This is a genomic window from Bacillus sp. VA13 (genome assembly GCF_055710085.1).
Genome location: NZ_JBVQPP010000004.1, coordinates 1 through 15,435, shown reverse-complemented (window position 1 = coordinate 15,435; position 15,435 = coordinate 1). Strand labels below are relative to the sequence as shown.

Genomic DNA, 15,435 nt, shown 5'->3' with positions numbered 1-15,435 from the left:
AACGGGACACCTTGTATTCTTTTACTTATCGTTAATCTTAATGTTGTATTGTAAAGCCTTGAAGACATTTTTAGCGATTTGTGTATTATCGATTTGGCCGGCAAATGTCTCACTAGACGGTCCGTACGCATAGACGGGAACATCTTCACCAGTATGTCCGCCTGTCGTCCATCCAGTGTGAGAGCGTTTATTGAAAATCTCCTCGATCGCATTATCGATTTCAAGCACTTCTTTCGATTTTGCGGCTTTTTTAACAGATTGGATTTCTGATTCAGTTAAAGCCAATTTCTTTTGGTCAATATACGTTTTTAATGTTTTTTCAACATCTGCGCCGTCAGCGATTTTTTCTGCCATAAAGTCAGGTGTGCGTTTTGCGGCTTTAATTGGTTCACTGAACCAGTTGTAGATGCCGTCTGCACCGATGGAGTATCCGCCGGTCGAGTGGTCAGCCGTTGCCACAACCAATGTGTGCTTGTCCTTTTTGGCGAAATCAAGAGCCGCCTTATAAGCTTGTTCGAAGTCCTCCATTTCACTCATGGCGCCGACGATATCATTGTCATGCCCCGCCCAGTCAATCTGGCTGCCTTCCACCATGAGGAAGAATCCGTCTTTATCCTTGCTTAATTTTTTAATCGCTGTGTTTGTCATATCTTTTAATGAAGGAATATCCTTCGTGCGGTCAATCTTTTTAGGCAGGCCGCCGTCAGCGAATAGGCCGAGAACTTGGCTGTCTTTATTTTTCAGCATGTCCTTGCGGTTATCCACATAGCTGTATCCCGCTTTTTTGAATTCCTTGATCAAATTGCGGTCCTTGCGGTCAAAATTGCTTTTTCCTCCACCTAGAAGGACATCAATTTTGTGCTTGCCGTTGACCATTTCATCAAAATAATCATCGGCAATCGAGTTCATATTTTTTCGGCTGTGATCGTGTGAACCGAAAGAGGCCGGAGTGGCGTGTGTAATTTCTGAAGTGGCCACAAGTCCTGTTGCTTTTCCTTTCTCTTTCGCCGCTTCAAGTACTGTTTTGGCTTCTGAACCATCGTTATCCACAGCAATCGCATTGTTATATGTTTTGATCCCGGCTGACATAGCCGTTGCTGCAGATGCAGAATCTGTTACGTTTTGTTCTGGATCTTCAGGATAAGTCGTCTGCTGGCCGACAAGGTATTGATCAAAAGCGGTAGGCTCTACAAACTTTGTCTTTTTATTATCTTTTAAATAGCGATGAGCAGACGTATAGGACACACCCATACCATCACCAATCAGAACGATAACATTCTTAATTTCGTCTTGATTCCCCTTTTTCTTTTCCTGGGCGCTGGCTTCAGGCACACTGCCGCTGGCTAAGCTGCTGAACGCAATAGATGATAAAACCGCGATAGGCAGTAATTTCTTCGGGAATTTTTTCAACTGGATAACCTCCTAAAAATAGATGAATCTCAATGACAACCCCATTATATTTTTAAACTGTTAAGCTAGTGTTAATCGATTTTAAAGATTGGATTTACAAGAATAAGAGGATGACGGAAATTGAGGAAAAGGGAGTGGGTTAAGTGAAGATGATTTGTGAATCAGGCCGGCTGAGTGATTATGTTTGTGAGTCGAAAGAAGTTGATTATTCCCATCCCATGATAAAGGAGAAGGCAGCTGAACTTTTTCATTCATCTCAAACAGAAATGGACAAAGCGAAAATTGCTTTTGAGTTCGTAAGGGATGAAATATCACATTCATGGGATATTCAAAGCAAACGAGTTACTTGTCATGCTTCAGATGTTCTGAGATTCAAAGAGGGGATTTGCTATGCCAAATCAAATCTTTTCGCTGCCTTACTACGCGGAGAAGGAATTCCAACAGGATTCTGTTATCAAAGATTAATGCTGTTCGATACGCCGGACAAAGGTTATTGCATTCATGCTTTAAACGCTGTATATCTTTCTTCTGTTAGAAAATGGGTAAGGCTGGATGCCCGAGGGAATAAGGAGGGGGTCAATGCACAATTTTCGATTCATAAAGAGAGACTGGCTTTTCAGGTCAATGAGAGAATGGGTGAACAAGATAAGCCGATGATTTATACAAATCCCCATTCAAAAACAGTAGCTGTATTAAATGGACATACAGACGCTTTAAAGATGTATCTATATCATTTACCGGATCACTTGTAAGCAGAAAGCAGGGACCTCTATGAGAATCCCTGCTTTTAATCAAATAAGGTCTTTTCATTAAGGGTAAACTGACTTGCGGAATAATGATTACCTTGCTTCCATTTCACTTCAATTGTAATATCATGGCCTTCAAGCTCATGTTCATCTAATCGCTCTAAAAAAGAAACGGACTCCTCTTTTGCGCTTCCATCGCGAGAAGTGCCGCCGGAATAATCTCGTATGGGGATTTCTGTATCAGAGCTCAGCAGAACCTCATCATCTTTTTTTACAATCAGTGATTCCACATAAGTGCTGTCTGCTTTATCTGTATCACCGATCCAATAAAGATTGCCGCTGTATTCATTCGGTGCATCTTCATTTTTTGTGAAAACAGCTTCCCAATTCCGATCTTTGCTTTCTCCCTGCCAGTTCGGATACTCCAATCGCACATAATGAATCAGCTGATAGGAAAAAAAGATCAAGCAGAAAGCCAATAATAGGGAAGCCGTGAAAATAAGAGGATATTTATAATGACTGGACATAAAAAACTCCTATTCGTTTAATCAATTACCTTTGAAAAAAGAATTTTATCCCGAATCAAAATGCCGTTTTCAGCTTTCTCGGGAATCTCCGGCTTGAGTCGCCTCGCTTCTTCAACTGCATTCGGAAACAATGCGGCGAATTGATAGCCTCTCTTTTGATAAAACGCCATCGCATGTACATTATCATTCGTTGTGATAAGCCTTGCATGTTTAGCCGTCTCTTCAACCTGCTGTAGGAAAGCTGTGCCGATTCCTTTCTTTTCAATGATACTATCTAATGAAATGATTTCACAATCTTTTCCATGTATCACGTATGTAATATAACCGATGATTTCGCCACCCTCATCTACAGCGGCATAGCCATCTAATTCATCACATCGAAAAATGCCGCTGGAAATCACCATCTCGGGTGACTCTCAATGCTTGGCAAAAAAATCGGTTATCGTATGTTTCGACAACTCACTGCTTGAGATAATCCTCATCCTCCTTTTAGAAAATGTGTAATATCATATATAACAATAACTAAAAAGATGTTGAGGTGACGGCATGGAAATCAACGATGTCATTTATGGGCAGCACCATATAGACAAGGTGCTGGAAGAGCTTATCAAGAGCGCGCCGGTACAAAGATTAAAAGGAATCTACCAAGGCGGAGCAAGCTTTTTAGTCAATCGAAAGTGGGATGTGACCCGGTATGAGCACTCTATCGGCGTGATGCTCCTCATCAAAAAGCTGGGAGGAACGATAGAAGAGCAGATAGCAGGCCTGCTTCACGACGTATCACACACGGCTTTTTCCCATGTAATCGATGTTGTCTTTGAAAATGAAGCGGAAGACTACCATGAAAATATCTTTCAACAAGTCATTGTTCACTCTGAGATTCCGGGAATTTTAGAAAAACACGGTTATGATGCCGAAGAACTTTTATCAGACGATACGAGATGGACATTGCTGGAACAGCCCGCACCAGAGCTCTGTGCCGATCGGACAGACTATACGCTGCGGGACATGTACCGGTATGGGCACATTAGTCTGAACGAAGCACAAACCTTTTTGGATCACCTCATTGTGAGAAACGGAAGGATGTTTCCGGATGGAATCGAAGCTGCCGAATGGTTTGTCCGGGTGTATTACATGGAGGTGATAGATTTCTTTTTGAATCCCGTGAATGTATATGGGTATGAATATTTAGCACAAACGTTGAAGGCTGCGTTACAGCATAATGTCATATCCGCAGAAGATCTGCTGAAAACGGATCAAGAGGCACTCGACATCTTGCACGCATCAAAAAATAAAGAAGTACTGAGCTTGCTTAAACATATTCATCCCCGCATCCAAGTAAAAGAAGATAATATCCAGTACGATTTCCATCAAAAGAAGAAAATGCGCCTCATCGATCCATCCATTTTTCATCATGACGAATGGGTCAAAGCATCAGCTGTATCCGAAAACGTCAGAAAAATGGGAGAGGCCGCTTATCAAAAAGCAAAAAAAGGTGTGTATATAAAAGTGTTACATCACTAATTGCCGCGTAACAGCGGCTTTTTTCATGTTTGACTATGCCAACCAAGGGGAATAGGACAAACTGTGGGAACGTTTTATGAGAATATCAGCGTATTTACATACCATTCGGGGGTATAGTATTATCGAAGAGCATGTTTGCTTGCAGATATGCGATTTTATTGTCTGCGGGCAAAAATCACAGTAAAAAATGAACCAAAGGAGAATGAACATGAAAATTACTAAAAAAGCACTGGGAATTCTGATGTTATCTCTTATTTTTGTTTTATCAGCTTGCGGCAATAACAATAGCACAAAAGAAAACACTCATGAAAATCATTCAGATTCGTCATCACATGAAGAAATGGAGCATTCCGGATCAGCTGAAGTACCAGAGGGATTACAGGAATCTAAACATCCGAAATATAAAGTAGGAAGCCAAGTGGTCATCAATGCATCTCATATGAAAGGCATGAAAGGTGCCGAGGCTACAGTGACAGGAGCCTATGACACAACGGCGTATGTTGTCTCGTACACTCCGACAAACGGAGGGCAGCGCGTAGATCATCATAAATGGGTAATCCAAGAAGAAATCAAAGACGCGGGAGATAAAACATTAAACCCTGGAGATCAGGTGATTTTAGAGGCTTCTCATATGAAAGGCATGAAGGGAGCAACAGCCGAGATCGACTCCGCCGAAAAAACAACCGTATACATGGTTGACTATACATCGACAACGAGCGGTGAAAAAGTGAAAAACCACAAATGGGTGACCGAAGACGAGCTTTCAGCTAAATAATAAAAAATCCTCCTTTTACAAGGAGGATTTTTTTACTGTCTGAACAGGTCTTGTTAACGAAATTAAGGCAAACAGGACAGCGATAATGACAATCGATCCGCCGCACCATGCCGTTGAGACAACAGTACCCGTCTGATCCAAAACAACACCGCCAATGGCTGAGCCAAGGGCAATTCCGACTTGGAGGGCAGATGTATTAAAGCTTTGCTGAATGTCAGACGAATCTGGTGCAATTTCAATTAAATAGCTTTGTTGAGCCGGGGCGAGGCTCCAGCTCAGAAGACCCCAAATCACCATGACAGGCAAAAAGAAAATCATAGACGCTGTAGACAGCGGCAGTAAGAACATAATGATGGCAAAGGAACCGGTCACCAGCAAAATGCTCTTAAAGGAACCAAGCCGGTCAGAAAGCGCTCCTCCGAAAGGGCCTCCGCATACAGCAGATATCCCGAAAAGGAAATAACAAATGCTGACCCAGAAAGAGCTCAGGTGAAGAGTCTCTTCTAAAAACGGCGCAAAGTAAGCGTATAGCGTGTAGTGGCCAGCTAATGTAAACATCGTGACGAGGTGTGAACTCGCGATTTTCAGATTGCCAATCGTCTTGAGTTGTTCCCGGAAAGGAATCATTTTCTCCGCCGGTATTCGTTCAAAGAAGATTGAAATAATCAGCATGGAGACCAGTGCCAACAGGCCGATGCCAAGGAACAAAATGCGCCATCCGAAGGAGTTGCTGATTAAGATTCCGAGCGGCACGCCTAATGCGATAGCGGAGCTGAATCCCATAAAAATAATTCCGATTGCGCGGGCTCTGTATTCAGGCGCTACAATTTTCGGGGCAATCGTTAAAGAGAGCACAACAATCAGCCCTGTACTCATTGCTGCCAATACCCTAGATACCATCAGTGTTGCAAAATTAGGGCTGAAATAGGCGACAAGATTGCTTAGGAAGAAAACAAATAAGGCAATTAAATATAAACGCTTCCGCTCAATCTTCGCAGTCAATGCCAAAAGCAGCGGCCCTGACACTGCATATCCCAGCGCAAACACACTGATCAGCTGCCCGGCTGAGACAATGGAAATGTCTAAATCATTTGCGATCTGAGGAAGAATTCCTCCCACAATTAACTCAACCAATCCGACTGCAATCGTAGAAGCTGCAAGCAGGAAAACTTTAAAATTCATAACAAACTCCTTTACTTAAAAGTTTTGACAAATAAAAAAATCCTGATTACAAAAAATGTCATAAACAATTTTTGTAATCAGGATTTTACGGTTCCTGGTAGACACCCTCAAACCATATTATTGAGGTTATACAAGTGATAATAGCTATTTAATTGATTCGTTTCTGTTGATGAGTGTATCACATTATGAATGAATCTTCCATAGAAAAATTTACAAATCGATGAACCGGACGAGTAAATGATTATATTTATTTTTTAAAAGTATAGACATTTAAAAAATAATGACTATAATAAAAATTGTAAGCGTTTTAATCACAAGGGGGGATAGCAGTTGAAAAAAATATTACTGGCGTGCAGTTCAGGAATGTCTACCAGTTTATTGGTGACAAAAATGAAGGAATACGCACAATCCATCGGAGAGGAAGCGGAGATTTGGGCAGTCGGCCAAGATAAGGCGAAAGAAGATATGAGAAAAGCAGATGCCGTTTTGATCGGCCCGCAAATGAGCTTTCTGAAAAGCGAACTCCAAAAAGAGGCGGATCAATACAACATTCGGGTTGAAGTCATTGACATGATGGCCTACGGAATGGCAGATGGCAAAAAAGCGTATGAGCAAGCATTGTCCTTAATGGAGAATCAATAATGGAACAGATGAAAATCACGAATTTAACTGACGAACAAATCAGTTTTCAGCTTATCCTGCACAGCGGCAATGCCCGAAGCTCCATCATACAATCTCTGCGCACCTATAAGGAAGGGAACAAGGAGGAGGCGGATGCCCTCATTGCCAAGGCTGAGCAGGATTTATCCGCAGCCCATGACATTCACTTTCAAATGATACAGAAAGAATCCGGCGGGGAAGAGGCGGCTTTCTCCTTGCTGCTCATGCATGCGGAGGATCATCTGATGTCAACATTAACCATGAAAGAATTAGTGAAAGAACTGCTTGATCTCTTTAAAACAAAGAATCTATAAAAAAAATCGGGGTGGATAGGGTGTTCGAGAAAATCAGCCAATTCCTTGTTCCAATTGCAGGGAGGTTAAACAATAACCGCTATTTGCAAGTGCTGCGTGATGCATTCATGCTGGCTTTTCCGCTTACGATATTCGGTTCCATTTTTGTGGTGTTAACGAACCTGCCGTTCTTAAACAAAATCATGAATGCTTCAATGCTTACATCGTTTCAGTCTCATTTCGGCATTGCGTCCACAGCGACTATGGGCATTATGTCTGTCTTCGTCGTATTCGGGATAGGCTACTACCTGTCGAAAAGCTATCAGGTTGAAGCTGTATTTGGCGGCGCGATCGCTTTGGTATCCTTTTTGCTCTTAACGCCATTTATCGTTCAGCCGGAAACAGGAGATGCCATTACAGGGGTTATCCCGGTCGACCGTCTCGGTGCAAAAGGGATGTTTCTTGGCATGATTACGGCATTTCTTTCAGGTGAAATCTACAGAAGAATTGTTCAAAAAAACCTGACGATCAAAATGCCTGCCGGTGTTCCGCCTGCTGTAGCAAAATCATTTGCCGCACTTATTCCGGCTTTTATTACATTGACAGTGTTTTTGCTGATTAACGTTCTGGTGACACAGCTTTTTAAAACAAATATGCACGACGTTATTTATCATGCGATTCAGGCGCCGCTTGTCGGACTTGGAAGCGGTATCATCCCGACGCTGATTGCCGTGTTTTTCATTCAAATCCTTTGGTTTTTCGGACTGCACGGACAGATTATTATCAACTCCGTGATGGACCCGATTTGGAATACACTGCAAGTAGAAAACCTTTCTGCTTACACGGCGGGAAAAGAAATCCCTCATATTATTTCAAAACCGTTTATGGAGATTTATACAGTAGGGATGGGCGGAACCGGGATGACGCTTGCGATTGTGTTTACCATTCTCATATTCATGAAAAGCAGGCAGATGAAGCAAGTATCGAAACTCGGCCTCGCCCCCGGTATTTTTAACGTAAACGAACCGATTATCTTCGGGCTTCCGATTGTCATGAACCCGATCATTATTGTGCCTTGGGTGTTGGCGCCGATGGTTGTTACGCTCGTCACCTATCTGGCCATGTCAGCGGGGCTCGTTCCGCCTCCGACTGGTGTAACGGTGCCGTGGACGGTTCCATTATTCATTAATGGCATCATGGCGACGAACTCGATCATGGGGGGCGTGATGCAGCTTGTCAATCTGCTGATTGTCTTCGTGATATGGTTTCCGTTCCTGAAAGCAATGGATAAATTAAATCTGGCAAAAGAAAAGGAACAGGCTGTGCAGGAAACAGCTGCCCAGCAAAATGATAATAGTATCAAAATGTGACATAAGGGGAGAGAGACTTGGCACAAACAGAACAATATCGTTTTCCGAAAGATTTTTGGTGGGGCTCGTCCGCTTCAGCAACACAAACGGAGGGTGCCGCCGATAGAGACGGAAAAGGGCAGAATATATGGGATTATTGGTTTGAAAAAGAACCGCATCGTTTTTTTGATCATGTCGGGCCTGCAGCTACATCTCGATTTTACGACAACTATAAAGAAGATATCAGGCTGATGAAGGAGCTTGGCCACAACTCGTTCCGAATGTCGATTTCCTGGTCGCGTTTAATACCGGACGGAATAGGCGAGATCAATGTCAAAGCCGTGGATTTTTATAGTAGTGTCATTGATGAGTTGATCGCGAACGGAATAGAACCTTTTGTCAATTTGTTTCATTTTGATATGCCGATGGAACTTCAAAAAAACGGCGGCTGGGTAAACAGAGAAACGGTTGACGCTTATGAAAACTATGCGAAAACAAGCTTTCGTTTATTTGGCGATCGGGTGAAAAAATGGTTTACGCATAATGAACCGATCGTCCCAGTAGAAGGCGGATACTTATATGATTTTCATTATCCAAACAAGGTCGATTTTAAAGAAGCCGTCCAGGTCGGATTTCACACAATGCTATCAAGTGCCCGAGCCATTCAGGCTTACAGGGAGATGAAGCAGGACGGAAAAATCGGCATCATCTTAAATTTGACCCCTTCATACCCAAGAAGCAGCCATCCGGCGGATGTAAAAGCAGGGGAAATAGCAGACGCGTTTTTTAACAGATCCTTTTTAGACCCTTCTGTCAAAGGGGAATTCCCAAAAGAGCTGGTTGAGATTTTGAAGAGCGAAGGCTTTTTGCCCGGCTATAAGAAAGAAGATCTTGAGGTCATCAAACACAATACGATTGATCTGTTGGGTGTGAATTATTATCAGCCGAGACGTGTAAAGGCAAAAGAACATCTTCCGAATCCCGACGCTCCTTTTTTGCCCGACAGGTATTTTGATCCTTACGTCATGCCGGGCCGCAAAATGAATCCTCATCGCGGCTGGGAGATTTACGAAAAAGGCGTTTATGATATTTTGATCAATTTAAAAGAAAACTACGGGAACATCGAGTGCTTTATTTCTGAAAACGGGATGGGAGTTGAAGGCGAGGAACGCTTCAGGGATGAACAAGGCATTATTCAAGATGATTACCGGATTGAATTTATGAAAGAGCACCTCAAATGGATTCACCGTGCCATACAGGAAGGATCAAATGTAAAAGGCTATCACTTATGGACGTTCATGGACAACTGGTCTTGGACAAATGCCTATAAAAACCGATACGGGTTTGTGTCAGTCAACCTCGAGAAAGACGGGGAAAGGACCGTCAAAAAGAGCGGAAAATGGTTCAAAAAGGTTGCTGAGCAACACGGTTTCTAGATTTCCCAAAGATCCAGGTCTTCCGGCAATCATCATGACGAATAGAGATCACGAACAGCCGCAACATTGATGAAATAGGGAAAAGAACTTATGATATCCGTAAACGCTTATGTGATATCATACTCTAACAGCTGCCGGAGGATACCAATGAATAAATACGAAATCATTGCAAATGAAATGAGAGATAGAATCAAAAATAACGTATATCCGATTGATCAGCCCATTCCTGATGAAGTATCTCTTGCAAAAGAATTTAACTCAAGCCGCATGACGATGAAGAGAGCCTTGGATAATTTAGTTGCCGAGGGTCTGCTGTTTAGAAAACGGGGCCATGGCACGTTTATTATTCAATCAGCGATACAGGATGACCATGTCCATGTAGTCAGCAATGAGATTCTGGGATTGACTAACTTGCTGAAAGATAAGGAAATTAAAAGCAAGGTCATTCAGTTTGAAGTGCAATTTCCAACAGAGGAAGTGGCTGCCCATTTGTCCATCGATCAGAAGACACCCGTTTATTATCTCGTTCGGCTTCGGATTGTAGAGGGAGAGCCCTATGTCTTGGAAAAAACATATATGCCGACTCATTTAATACCGGGCATTAATGATGATGTTCTTCATGATTCGATCTACAACCACATCACAAACGAGCTGCAGCTCAAAATCGCCGGAACGCATCGGAAAATCAGAGCTTGCAAATCTGATCATATTGACCAGCAGCATTTGGGCTGCAAACAGGATGATCCAATTCTTGAAGTTGAACATGTGGGCTTCTTAGACAACGGCATTCCATTTGAGTATTCCTTTTCACGTCATCGGCATGACAAGTTTGTTGTTACTTCTGTAAACATACGGCGCTGATTGCGGAGACAACAAGGAGGCCATCTGCATGCTTGGCGGTATTGAAGCAGGCGGCACAAAGTTTGTTTGTGCTGTCGGTAAAGAAGATGGAACGATCATTGACCGGATAGAGTTCCCCACAACGATGCCGGATGAAACGATAGAGAAAGCGATTCGATATTTTCGCCAATTTTCTTTACAGGCTATCGGCATCGGCTCCTTTGGTCCCGTTAATAACGATAAAACCAGTAAAACATACGGAACCATTACGGCCACGCCGAAAGCGGGCTGGAGACACTATCCCTTTTTGCAAACCGTTAAGAATGAAATGAAAATCCCAGTCGGTTTTAGTACGGATGTCAATGCTGCGGCGCTGGGTGAATTCCTTTTTGGTGAAGCGAGGGATCTCAACAGCTGCCTGTATATAACGATTGGCACTGGCATTGGTGCGGGAGCAATTGTAGAGGGCCGGCTCCTTCAGGGGCTGTCACACCCAGAGATGGGCCATATTTATATCCGGAGGCACCCGGATGATGTATACCAAGGGAAGTGCCCGTATCATAAGGATTGCTTTGAAGGTCTGGCTTCCGGTCCTGCCATAGAAGCGCGCTGGGGAAAAAAAGCTGCTGATTTATCAGAAATAACTCGAGTCTGGGAACTGGAAGGGTACTATATTGCCCAAGCGCTGGCTCAGTATATTTTGATCCTTGCACCTAAAAAAATTATTCTTGGCGGCGGCGTCATGAATCAGAAACAAGTATTTCCTTATATTTATCAATATGTGCCGGAAATTATGAACAGCTACCTAGATTTTTCTGAATTATCAGATAGTATAAGTGATTATATTGTACCTCCACGTTTAGGCAGTAACGCCGGAATCATCGGCACGCTTGTTTTAGCGCATCAGGCTTTACAAGCAGAGCAAGCTTACGGGGAGGTGCGGTCATGAAGCACCCTTTATTTTTGGAGCCTGTCTTTAAAAAGAGAATATGGGGAGGAACAAAGCTTCGTGATGCCTTCGGCTACGCGATACCCTCAGAAAAAACAGGTGAGTGCTGGGCCGTTTCTGCACATGCCCATGGCTCGTCGGCTGTTCAAAACGGCCCGCTGGCAGGAAAGACACTTGATCAAGTATGGCAGGATCATCCGGAAGTTTTCGGTTTTCCAGATGGAAAGGTGTTTCCGCTGCTGGTAAAGCTGCTGGATGCCAATATGGATCTCTCCGTGCAGGTACATCCTGATGATGATTATGCGATACTGCACGAAAACGGCGATCTCGGAAAAACGGAGTGCTGGTATATTATTGATTGCAAAAAAGACGCAGAACTGATTTTAGGCCATCACGCAAGCACAATGGAAGATTTTAAACGGCGAATGGAAAGCGGCGAATGGAACGGGCTGCTGAGGCGAATCAAAATCAAACCCGGAGATTTCTTTTATGTGCCAAGCGGTACGCTCCATGCCTTATGTGAGGGAACCCTTGTCCTTGAAATCCAGCAAAACTCTGATACAACGTATCGCGTATACGATTATGACCGCTGTAATGACCAGGGCCGAAAAAGAACTCTTCATATAGAAAAAGCCATGGAAGTCATAACGATACCGCATATCGATAAAGTGCATACACCGAAAGTGAAAGAAGTTGGTAACGCGGTGATCACTGTTTATGTACAATCGGATTATTTCTCAGTGTACAAATGGAGGATTAGCGGCCGAGCTGTTTTTCCTTCTCATCAAACCTATTTGCTGGGGAGTGTTCTGAGCGGATCAGGACGAATCGTAAATAATGGTATTCAGTATGAGTACAATGCAGGCTCACACTTTATTTTGCCTGCGCAATTTGGAGAGTTTTCAATAGAAGGAACATGTGAGTTGATGATATCTCATCCTTAATGAATGGGGGAATTGCATTTGTTTAAGAAACATACGATCTCTTTGCTCATTTTATTTTTACTTGCGTCTTGTATTACGGCAAAGCCAATTGAAGCTCATACTGTGTCGCCTGTAAATCCTAATGCGCAGCAGACAACAAAAGCAGTGATGAACTGGCTGGCTCATCTGCCGAATCGAACAGAAAACAAAGTCCTTTCCGGAGCGTTTGGAGGGTACAGTCATGACACATTCTCTATGGCTGAAGCTGATAGAATCCGAAGCACTGCCGGACAATCACCTGCTATTTACGGCTGTGATTATGCAAGAGGGTGGCTTGAAACTGCAAATATTGAAGATTCGATTGATGTAAGCTGCAACAGCGATTTACTTTCGTATTGGAAAAGCGGAGGAATCCCGCAAATCAGTTTGCACCTGGCGAATCCGGCTTTTCAGTCAGGGCATTTTAAAACACCGATCACAAACGATCAGTATAAAAACATATTAGATTCATCAACAGCGGAAGGGAAGCGGCTGAATGCTATGCTCAGCAAAATTGCTGACGGACTTCAAGAACTGGAGAACCAAGGTGTGCCTGTTCTGTTCAGGCCGCTGCATGAAATGAACGGTGAATGGTTTTGGTGGGGACTTACATCATATAATCAAAAGGATAATGAAAGAATCTCCCTATATAAACAGCTCTACAAGAAAATCTATCATTATATGACCGACACAAGAGGACTTGATCATTTGCTTTGGGTTTATTCTCCCGACGCCAATCGAGATTTTAAAACCGATTTTTACCCGGGGGCGTCTTACGTGGATATTGTCGGATTAGATGCATATTTTCAAGATGCCTATTCGATTAACGGATACGATCAGCTAATAGCGCTTAACAAACCATTTGCCTTTACAGAAGTCGGCCCGCAAAATGCAAACGGCAGCTTCGATTACAGCCTGTTGATCAATGCAATAAAACAAAAATATCCTAACACCATTTACTTTCTGGCATGGAATGATGAGTGGAGCCCAGCTGCAAACAAGGGTGCATCAGGTCTATATAACCACAGCTGGACACTCAATAAGGGAGAGATATGGAATGGTGATTCTTTAACGCCTATCGTTGAATGAATTCGAAGCAGAAGGTGCTCAAGAAATTTCTTGAGCACCTTCATACCTGATTAGGCATTCATATCGCCTAACCCAGGACTGTGTTCATTCGGCATTTCCGGAAGCACTGGTACAGGGAACCCTGCCGGAGGCTCTATTACTTTTAACTCTCCGCCATTTCTGCTTGGAGACGTTCCTTGAAAGATGTCGCCGATTCTTGTCTCATCCAATCTGAAATTAAACTGTGCATTGTGGTAGCCTAATTCAACATACTTTCTGCACTCAGGATATTTATTAATGTCGTAATTCGGCACAGGTAAGAGCTTCGCCCACTCAACGCCCAATGTCTCGAGCGCTTTCGCAAACGCATTCTGGTGAGCATTGTCACGTACAATCAGAAAAGCAAGAGTCTCCCGAAACGTCTGGTTAGAACTCATTTCATAAATTCTTGTTTTTTGCAGCACGCCTGTTGACTCAAGAAGCAAGTTATCCAACAGGTCTGTAATTAAGTTTCCATGGTTATACACCCATGACCCATTCCACGGATTGCCTCCTGCATCAACAGGAAGGGAACTTTGCGCCCCAATAATATAATGATGAGGATTAGCATGTTTAACGGCTTCATCAAGTGGTGCCTGATCTGCACCTTGACTGCCGACACCTGCACCTCCTGATTCATCTAATAAAGCATTAATTGTGTTTTGGACCAGTTCAACGTGTGCGATTTCCTCTAAAAAAATGCCACGGAGCAGATCGCGGTACTGTTTCTGTTTTCCTCTGAAATTGGAGCTTTGGAAAAAAAACTGCATCATTGTACGCATTTCTCCGTAATGACCGCCTAATATTTCCTGCAGAACCTTAGCAGCTGCCGGGTCTGGCTTGTCCGGCTTAATGATATTTATCAGCTCTTCTTTGTAGTAATACATAGCACACCTCATTTCTTTTCTAGTGATTGATTTCTTATATACTTTGTAAAAAGAGATAAAATATACGTATCACTAAGCACGTAAAAGAATCCGAAAAAAATATAGAAAAAGTGTTGACCGCAGAAATTGCACATGGTATATTATTAAACGTCGCTGATGAACAGCACGAAACAAAACAAAAACAAAAAAGTTTTCCTAAGGTGTTTACAAGTTTTTAAAAATGTGTATAATAAGAAAAGTCGAGTTGAAAAAAGATTCGATCTTCGAAAAAAACATTTTAAAAAACTTCTTGACTTCAACATCAAATGATAGTATGATAGTTAAGTCGCTTAATAAGCGCCCGTAGCTCAATTGGATAGAGCGTTTGACTACGGATCAAAAGGTTAGGGGTTCGACTCCTCTCGGGCGCGCCAATATAAAATACCACGCGGGTGTAGTTTAGTGGTAAAACCTCAGCCTTCCAAGCTGATGTCGTGAGTTCGATTCTCATCACCCGCTCCATTTTGAATGATCTTTGAAAACTAAACAAGACAAAACGTACCTGTTAATTCATTTTTATAAAATCGCACAGTGATGTGCGTAGTCAGTCAAACTAAGGCCTGCACGACGCAGGTCACACAGGTGTCACCGCAGGATGCGGTGAACTTAACCTGTGATCCACTTTATCGGAGAGTTTGATCCTGGCTCAGGACGAACGCTGGCGGCGTGCCTAATACATGCAAGTCGAGCGGACAGATGGGAGCTTGCTCCCTGATGTTAGCGGCGGACGGGTGAGTAACACGTGGGTA

The 15,435-nt window shown here is 43.0% G+C and carries 14 protein-coding genes, 2 tRNA genes, 1 rRNA gene, 2 pseudogenes and 1 riboswitch; of the genes and pseudogenes, 14 read left to right on the top strand and 5 right to left on the bottom strand.

The features are described from left to right. Positions 1 to 21: 21 nt before the first annotated feature. Positions 22 to 1,410, bottom strand: a complete 1,389-nt coding sequence (phoB, locus tag AC0C66_RS15360) for an alkaline phosphatase PhoB (RefSeq protein WP_079288419.1) — start codon at positions 1,408 to 1,410, stop codon at positions 22 to 24. Positions 1,411 to 1,553: 143 nt separating this feature from the next. Between phoB and AC0C66_RS15355 the strand changes: the two genes are divergently transcribed. Further along, positions 1,554 to 2,162, top strand: a complete 609-nt coding sequence (locus AC0C66_RS15355; protein WP_176364376.1) for a transglutaminase-like domain-containing protein — start codon at positions 1,554 to 1,556, stop codon at positions 2,160 to 2,162. 35 nt (positions 2,163 to 2,197) lie between these two features. Here the strand turns inward: AC0C66_RS15355 and AC0C66_RS15350 are convergent, their stop codons facing one another. Continuing rightward, complete coding sequence (locus AC0C66_RS15350) at positions 2,198 to 2,683, bottom strand: YdhH/YoaO family protein (RefSeq protein ID WP_072183057.1); 486 nt, start codon at positions 2,681 to 2,683, stop codon at positions 2,198 to 2,200. Between the two features lie 17 nt (positions 2,684 to 2,700). Then, positions 2,701 to 3,165 (bottom strand): annotated as a pseudogene (locus AC0C66_RS15345) (GNAT family N-acetyltransferase). Positions 3,166 to 3,229: 64 nt separating this feature from the next. On the opposite strand from AC0C66_RS15345, the gene AC0C66_RS15340 reads away from it, so the two are divergent. Both AC0C66_RS15340 and AC0C66_RS15335 read left to right on the top strand, forming a co-directional pair. After that, positions 3,230 to 4,207 carry an HD domain-containing protein gene (locus tag AC0C66_RS15340; RefSeq protein WP_088680026.1) on the top strand — a complete coding sequence of 326 codons (978 nt, stop codon included), beginning with the start codon at positions 3,230 to 3,232 and terminating at the stop codon, positions 4,205 to 4,207. A 158-nt stretch (positions 4,208 to 4,365) separates the two neighbouring features. After that, positions 4,366 to 4,982: pseudogene (locus AC0C66_RS15335) on the top strand (YdhK family protein). 15 nt (positions 4,983 to 4,997) lie between these two features. On the opposite strand, the gene pbuE reads toward AC0C66_RS15335, so the two are convergent. Then, on the bottom strand, positions 4,998 to 6,164 hold the full coding sequence (pbuE, locus tag AC0C66_RS15330; protein WP_014112862.1) for a purine transporter PbuE: 1,167 nt from the start codon (positions 6,162 to 6,164) through the stop codon (positions 4,998 to 5,000). Between the two features lie 54 nt (positions 6,165 to 6,218). After that, positions 6,219 to 6,318: riboswitch (purine riboswitch) on the bottom strand. A gap of 176 nt (positions 6,319 to 6,494) precedes the next feature. Between pbuE and AC0C66_RS15325 the strand changes: the two genes are divergently transcribed. From AC0C66_RS15325 to AC0C66_RS15290, 8 genes are all read left to right on the top strand, one after another. Continuing rightward, positions 6,495 to 6,806 (top strand): PTS sugar transporter subunit IIB, encoded by a 312-nt coding sequence (locus tag AC0C66_RS15325; RefSeq protein WP_014112863.1) that lies wholly within the window; start codon positions 6,495 to 6,497, stop codon positions 6,804 to 6,806. Continuing rightward, complete coding sequence (locus AC0C66_RS15320; RefSeq protein ID WP_014112864.1) at positions 6,806 to 7,138, top strand: PTS sugar transporter subunit IIA; 333 nt, start codon at positions 6,806 to 6,808, stop codon at positions 7,136 to 7,138. The genes AC0C66_RS15325 and AC0C66_RS15320 overlap by 1 nt, the downstream gene beginning before the upstream one ends. 20 nt (positions 7,139 to 7,158) lie before the next feature. Further along, complete coding sequence (celB, locus tag AC0C66_RS15315) at positions 7,159 to 8,487, top strand: PTS cellobiose transporter subunit IIC (protein ID WP_014112865.1); 1,329 nt, start codon at positions 7,159 to 7,161, stop codon at positions 8,485 to 8,487. Between the two features lie 17 nt (positions 8,488 to 8,504). Continuing rightward, positions 8,505 to 9,902, top strand: coding sequence for a glycoside hydrolase family 1 protein (locus tag AC0C66_RS15310; RefSeq protein ID WP_072182137.1), 1,398 nt, complete (start codon positions 8,505 to 8,507; stop codon positions 9,900 to 9,902). A 147-nt stretch (positions 9,903 to 10,049) separates the two neighbouring features. Next, complete coding sequence (gene gmuR, locus AC0C66_RS15305; RefSeq protein ID WP_014112867.1) at positions 10,050 to 10,763, top strand: transcriptional regulator GmuR; 714 nt, start codon at positions 10,050 to 10,052, stop codon at positions 10,761 to 10,763. A 28-nt stretch (positions 10,764 to 10,791) separates the two neighbouring features. Then, positions 10,792 to 11,691, top strand: a complete 900-nt coding sequence (locus AC0C66_RS15300; protein WP_088680029.1) for an ROK family protein — start codon at positions 10,792 to 10,794, stop codon at positions 11,689 to 11,691. Next, a complete protein-coding gene (gene manA / locus AC0C66_RS15295) occupies positions 11,688 to 12,635 on the top strand; it encodes a mannose-6-phosphate isomerase, class I (protein ID WP_088680030.1) in 948 nt (315 codons plus the stop codon). Before AC0C66_RS15300 ends, manA begins: the two co-directional genes overlap by 4 nt. A gap of 18 nt (positions 12,636 to 12,653) precedes the next feature. After that, positions 12,654 to 13,742: a glycoside hydrolase family 26 protein gene (locus AC0C66_RS15290; RefSeq protein WP_014112870.1), complete on the top strand. Its 1,089-nt coding sequence runs from the start codon at positions 12,654 to 12,656 to the stop codon at positions 13,740 to 13,742. A gap of 50 nt (positions 13,743 to 13,792) precedes the next feature. On the opposite strand, the gene AC0C66_RS15285 is transcribed toward AC0C66_RS15290, so the two are convergent. Further along, a complete protein-coding gene (locus tag AC0C66_RS15285; protein ID WP_072182140.1) occupies positions 13,793 to 14,647 on the bottom strand; it encodes a manganese catalase family protein in 855 nt (284 codons plus the stop codon). Between the two features lie 336 nt (positions 14,648 to 14,983). On the opposite strand from AC0C66_RS15285, the gene AC0C66_RS15280 reads away from it, so the two are divergent. The 3 genes from AC0C66_RS15280 to AC0C66_RS15270 form a co-directional block, all read left to right on the top strand. After that, positions 14,984 to 15,060: transfer RNA gene (locus AC0C66_RS15280), tRNA-Arg, on the top strand. Between the two features lie 14 nt (positions 15,061 to 15,074). Beyond that, positions 15,075 to 15,148: transfer RNA gene (locus AC0C66_RS15275), tRNA-Gly, on the top strand. Between the two features lie 161 nt (positions 15,149 to 15,309). Beyond that, positions 15,310 to 15,435, top strand: a 16S ribosomal RNA gene (locus AC0C66_RS15270); the annotation flags it as partial.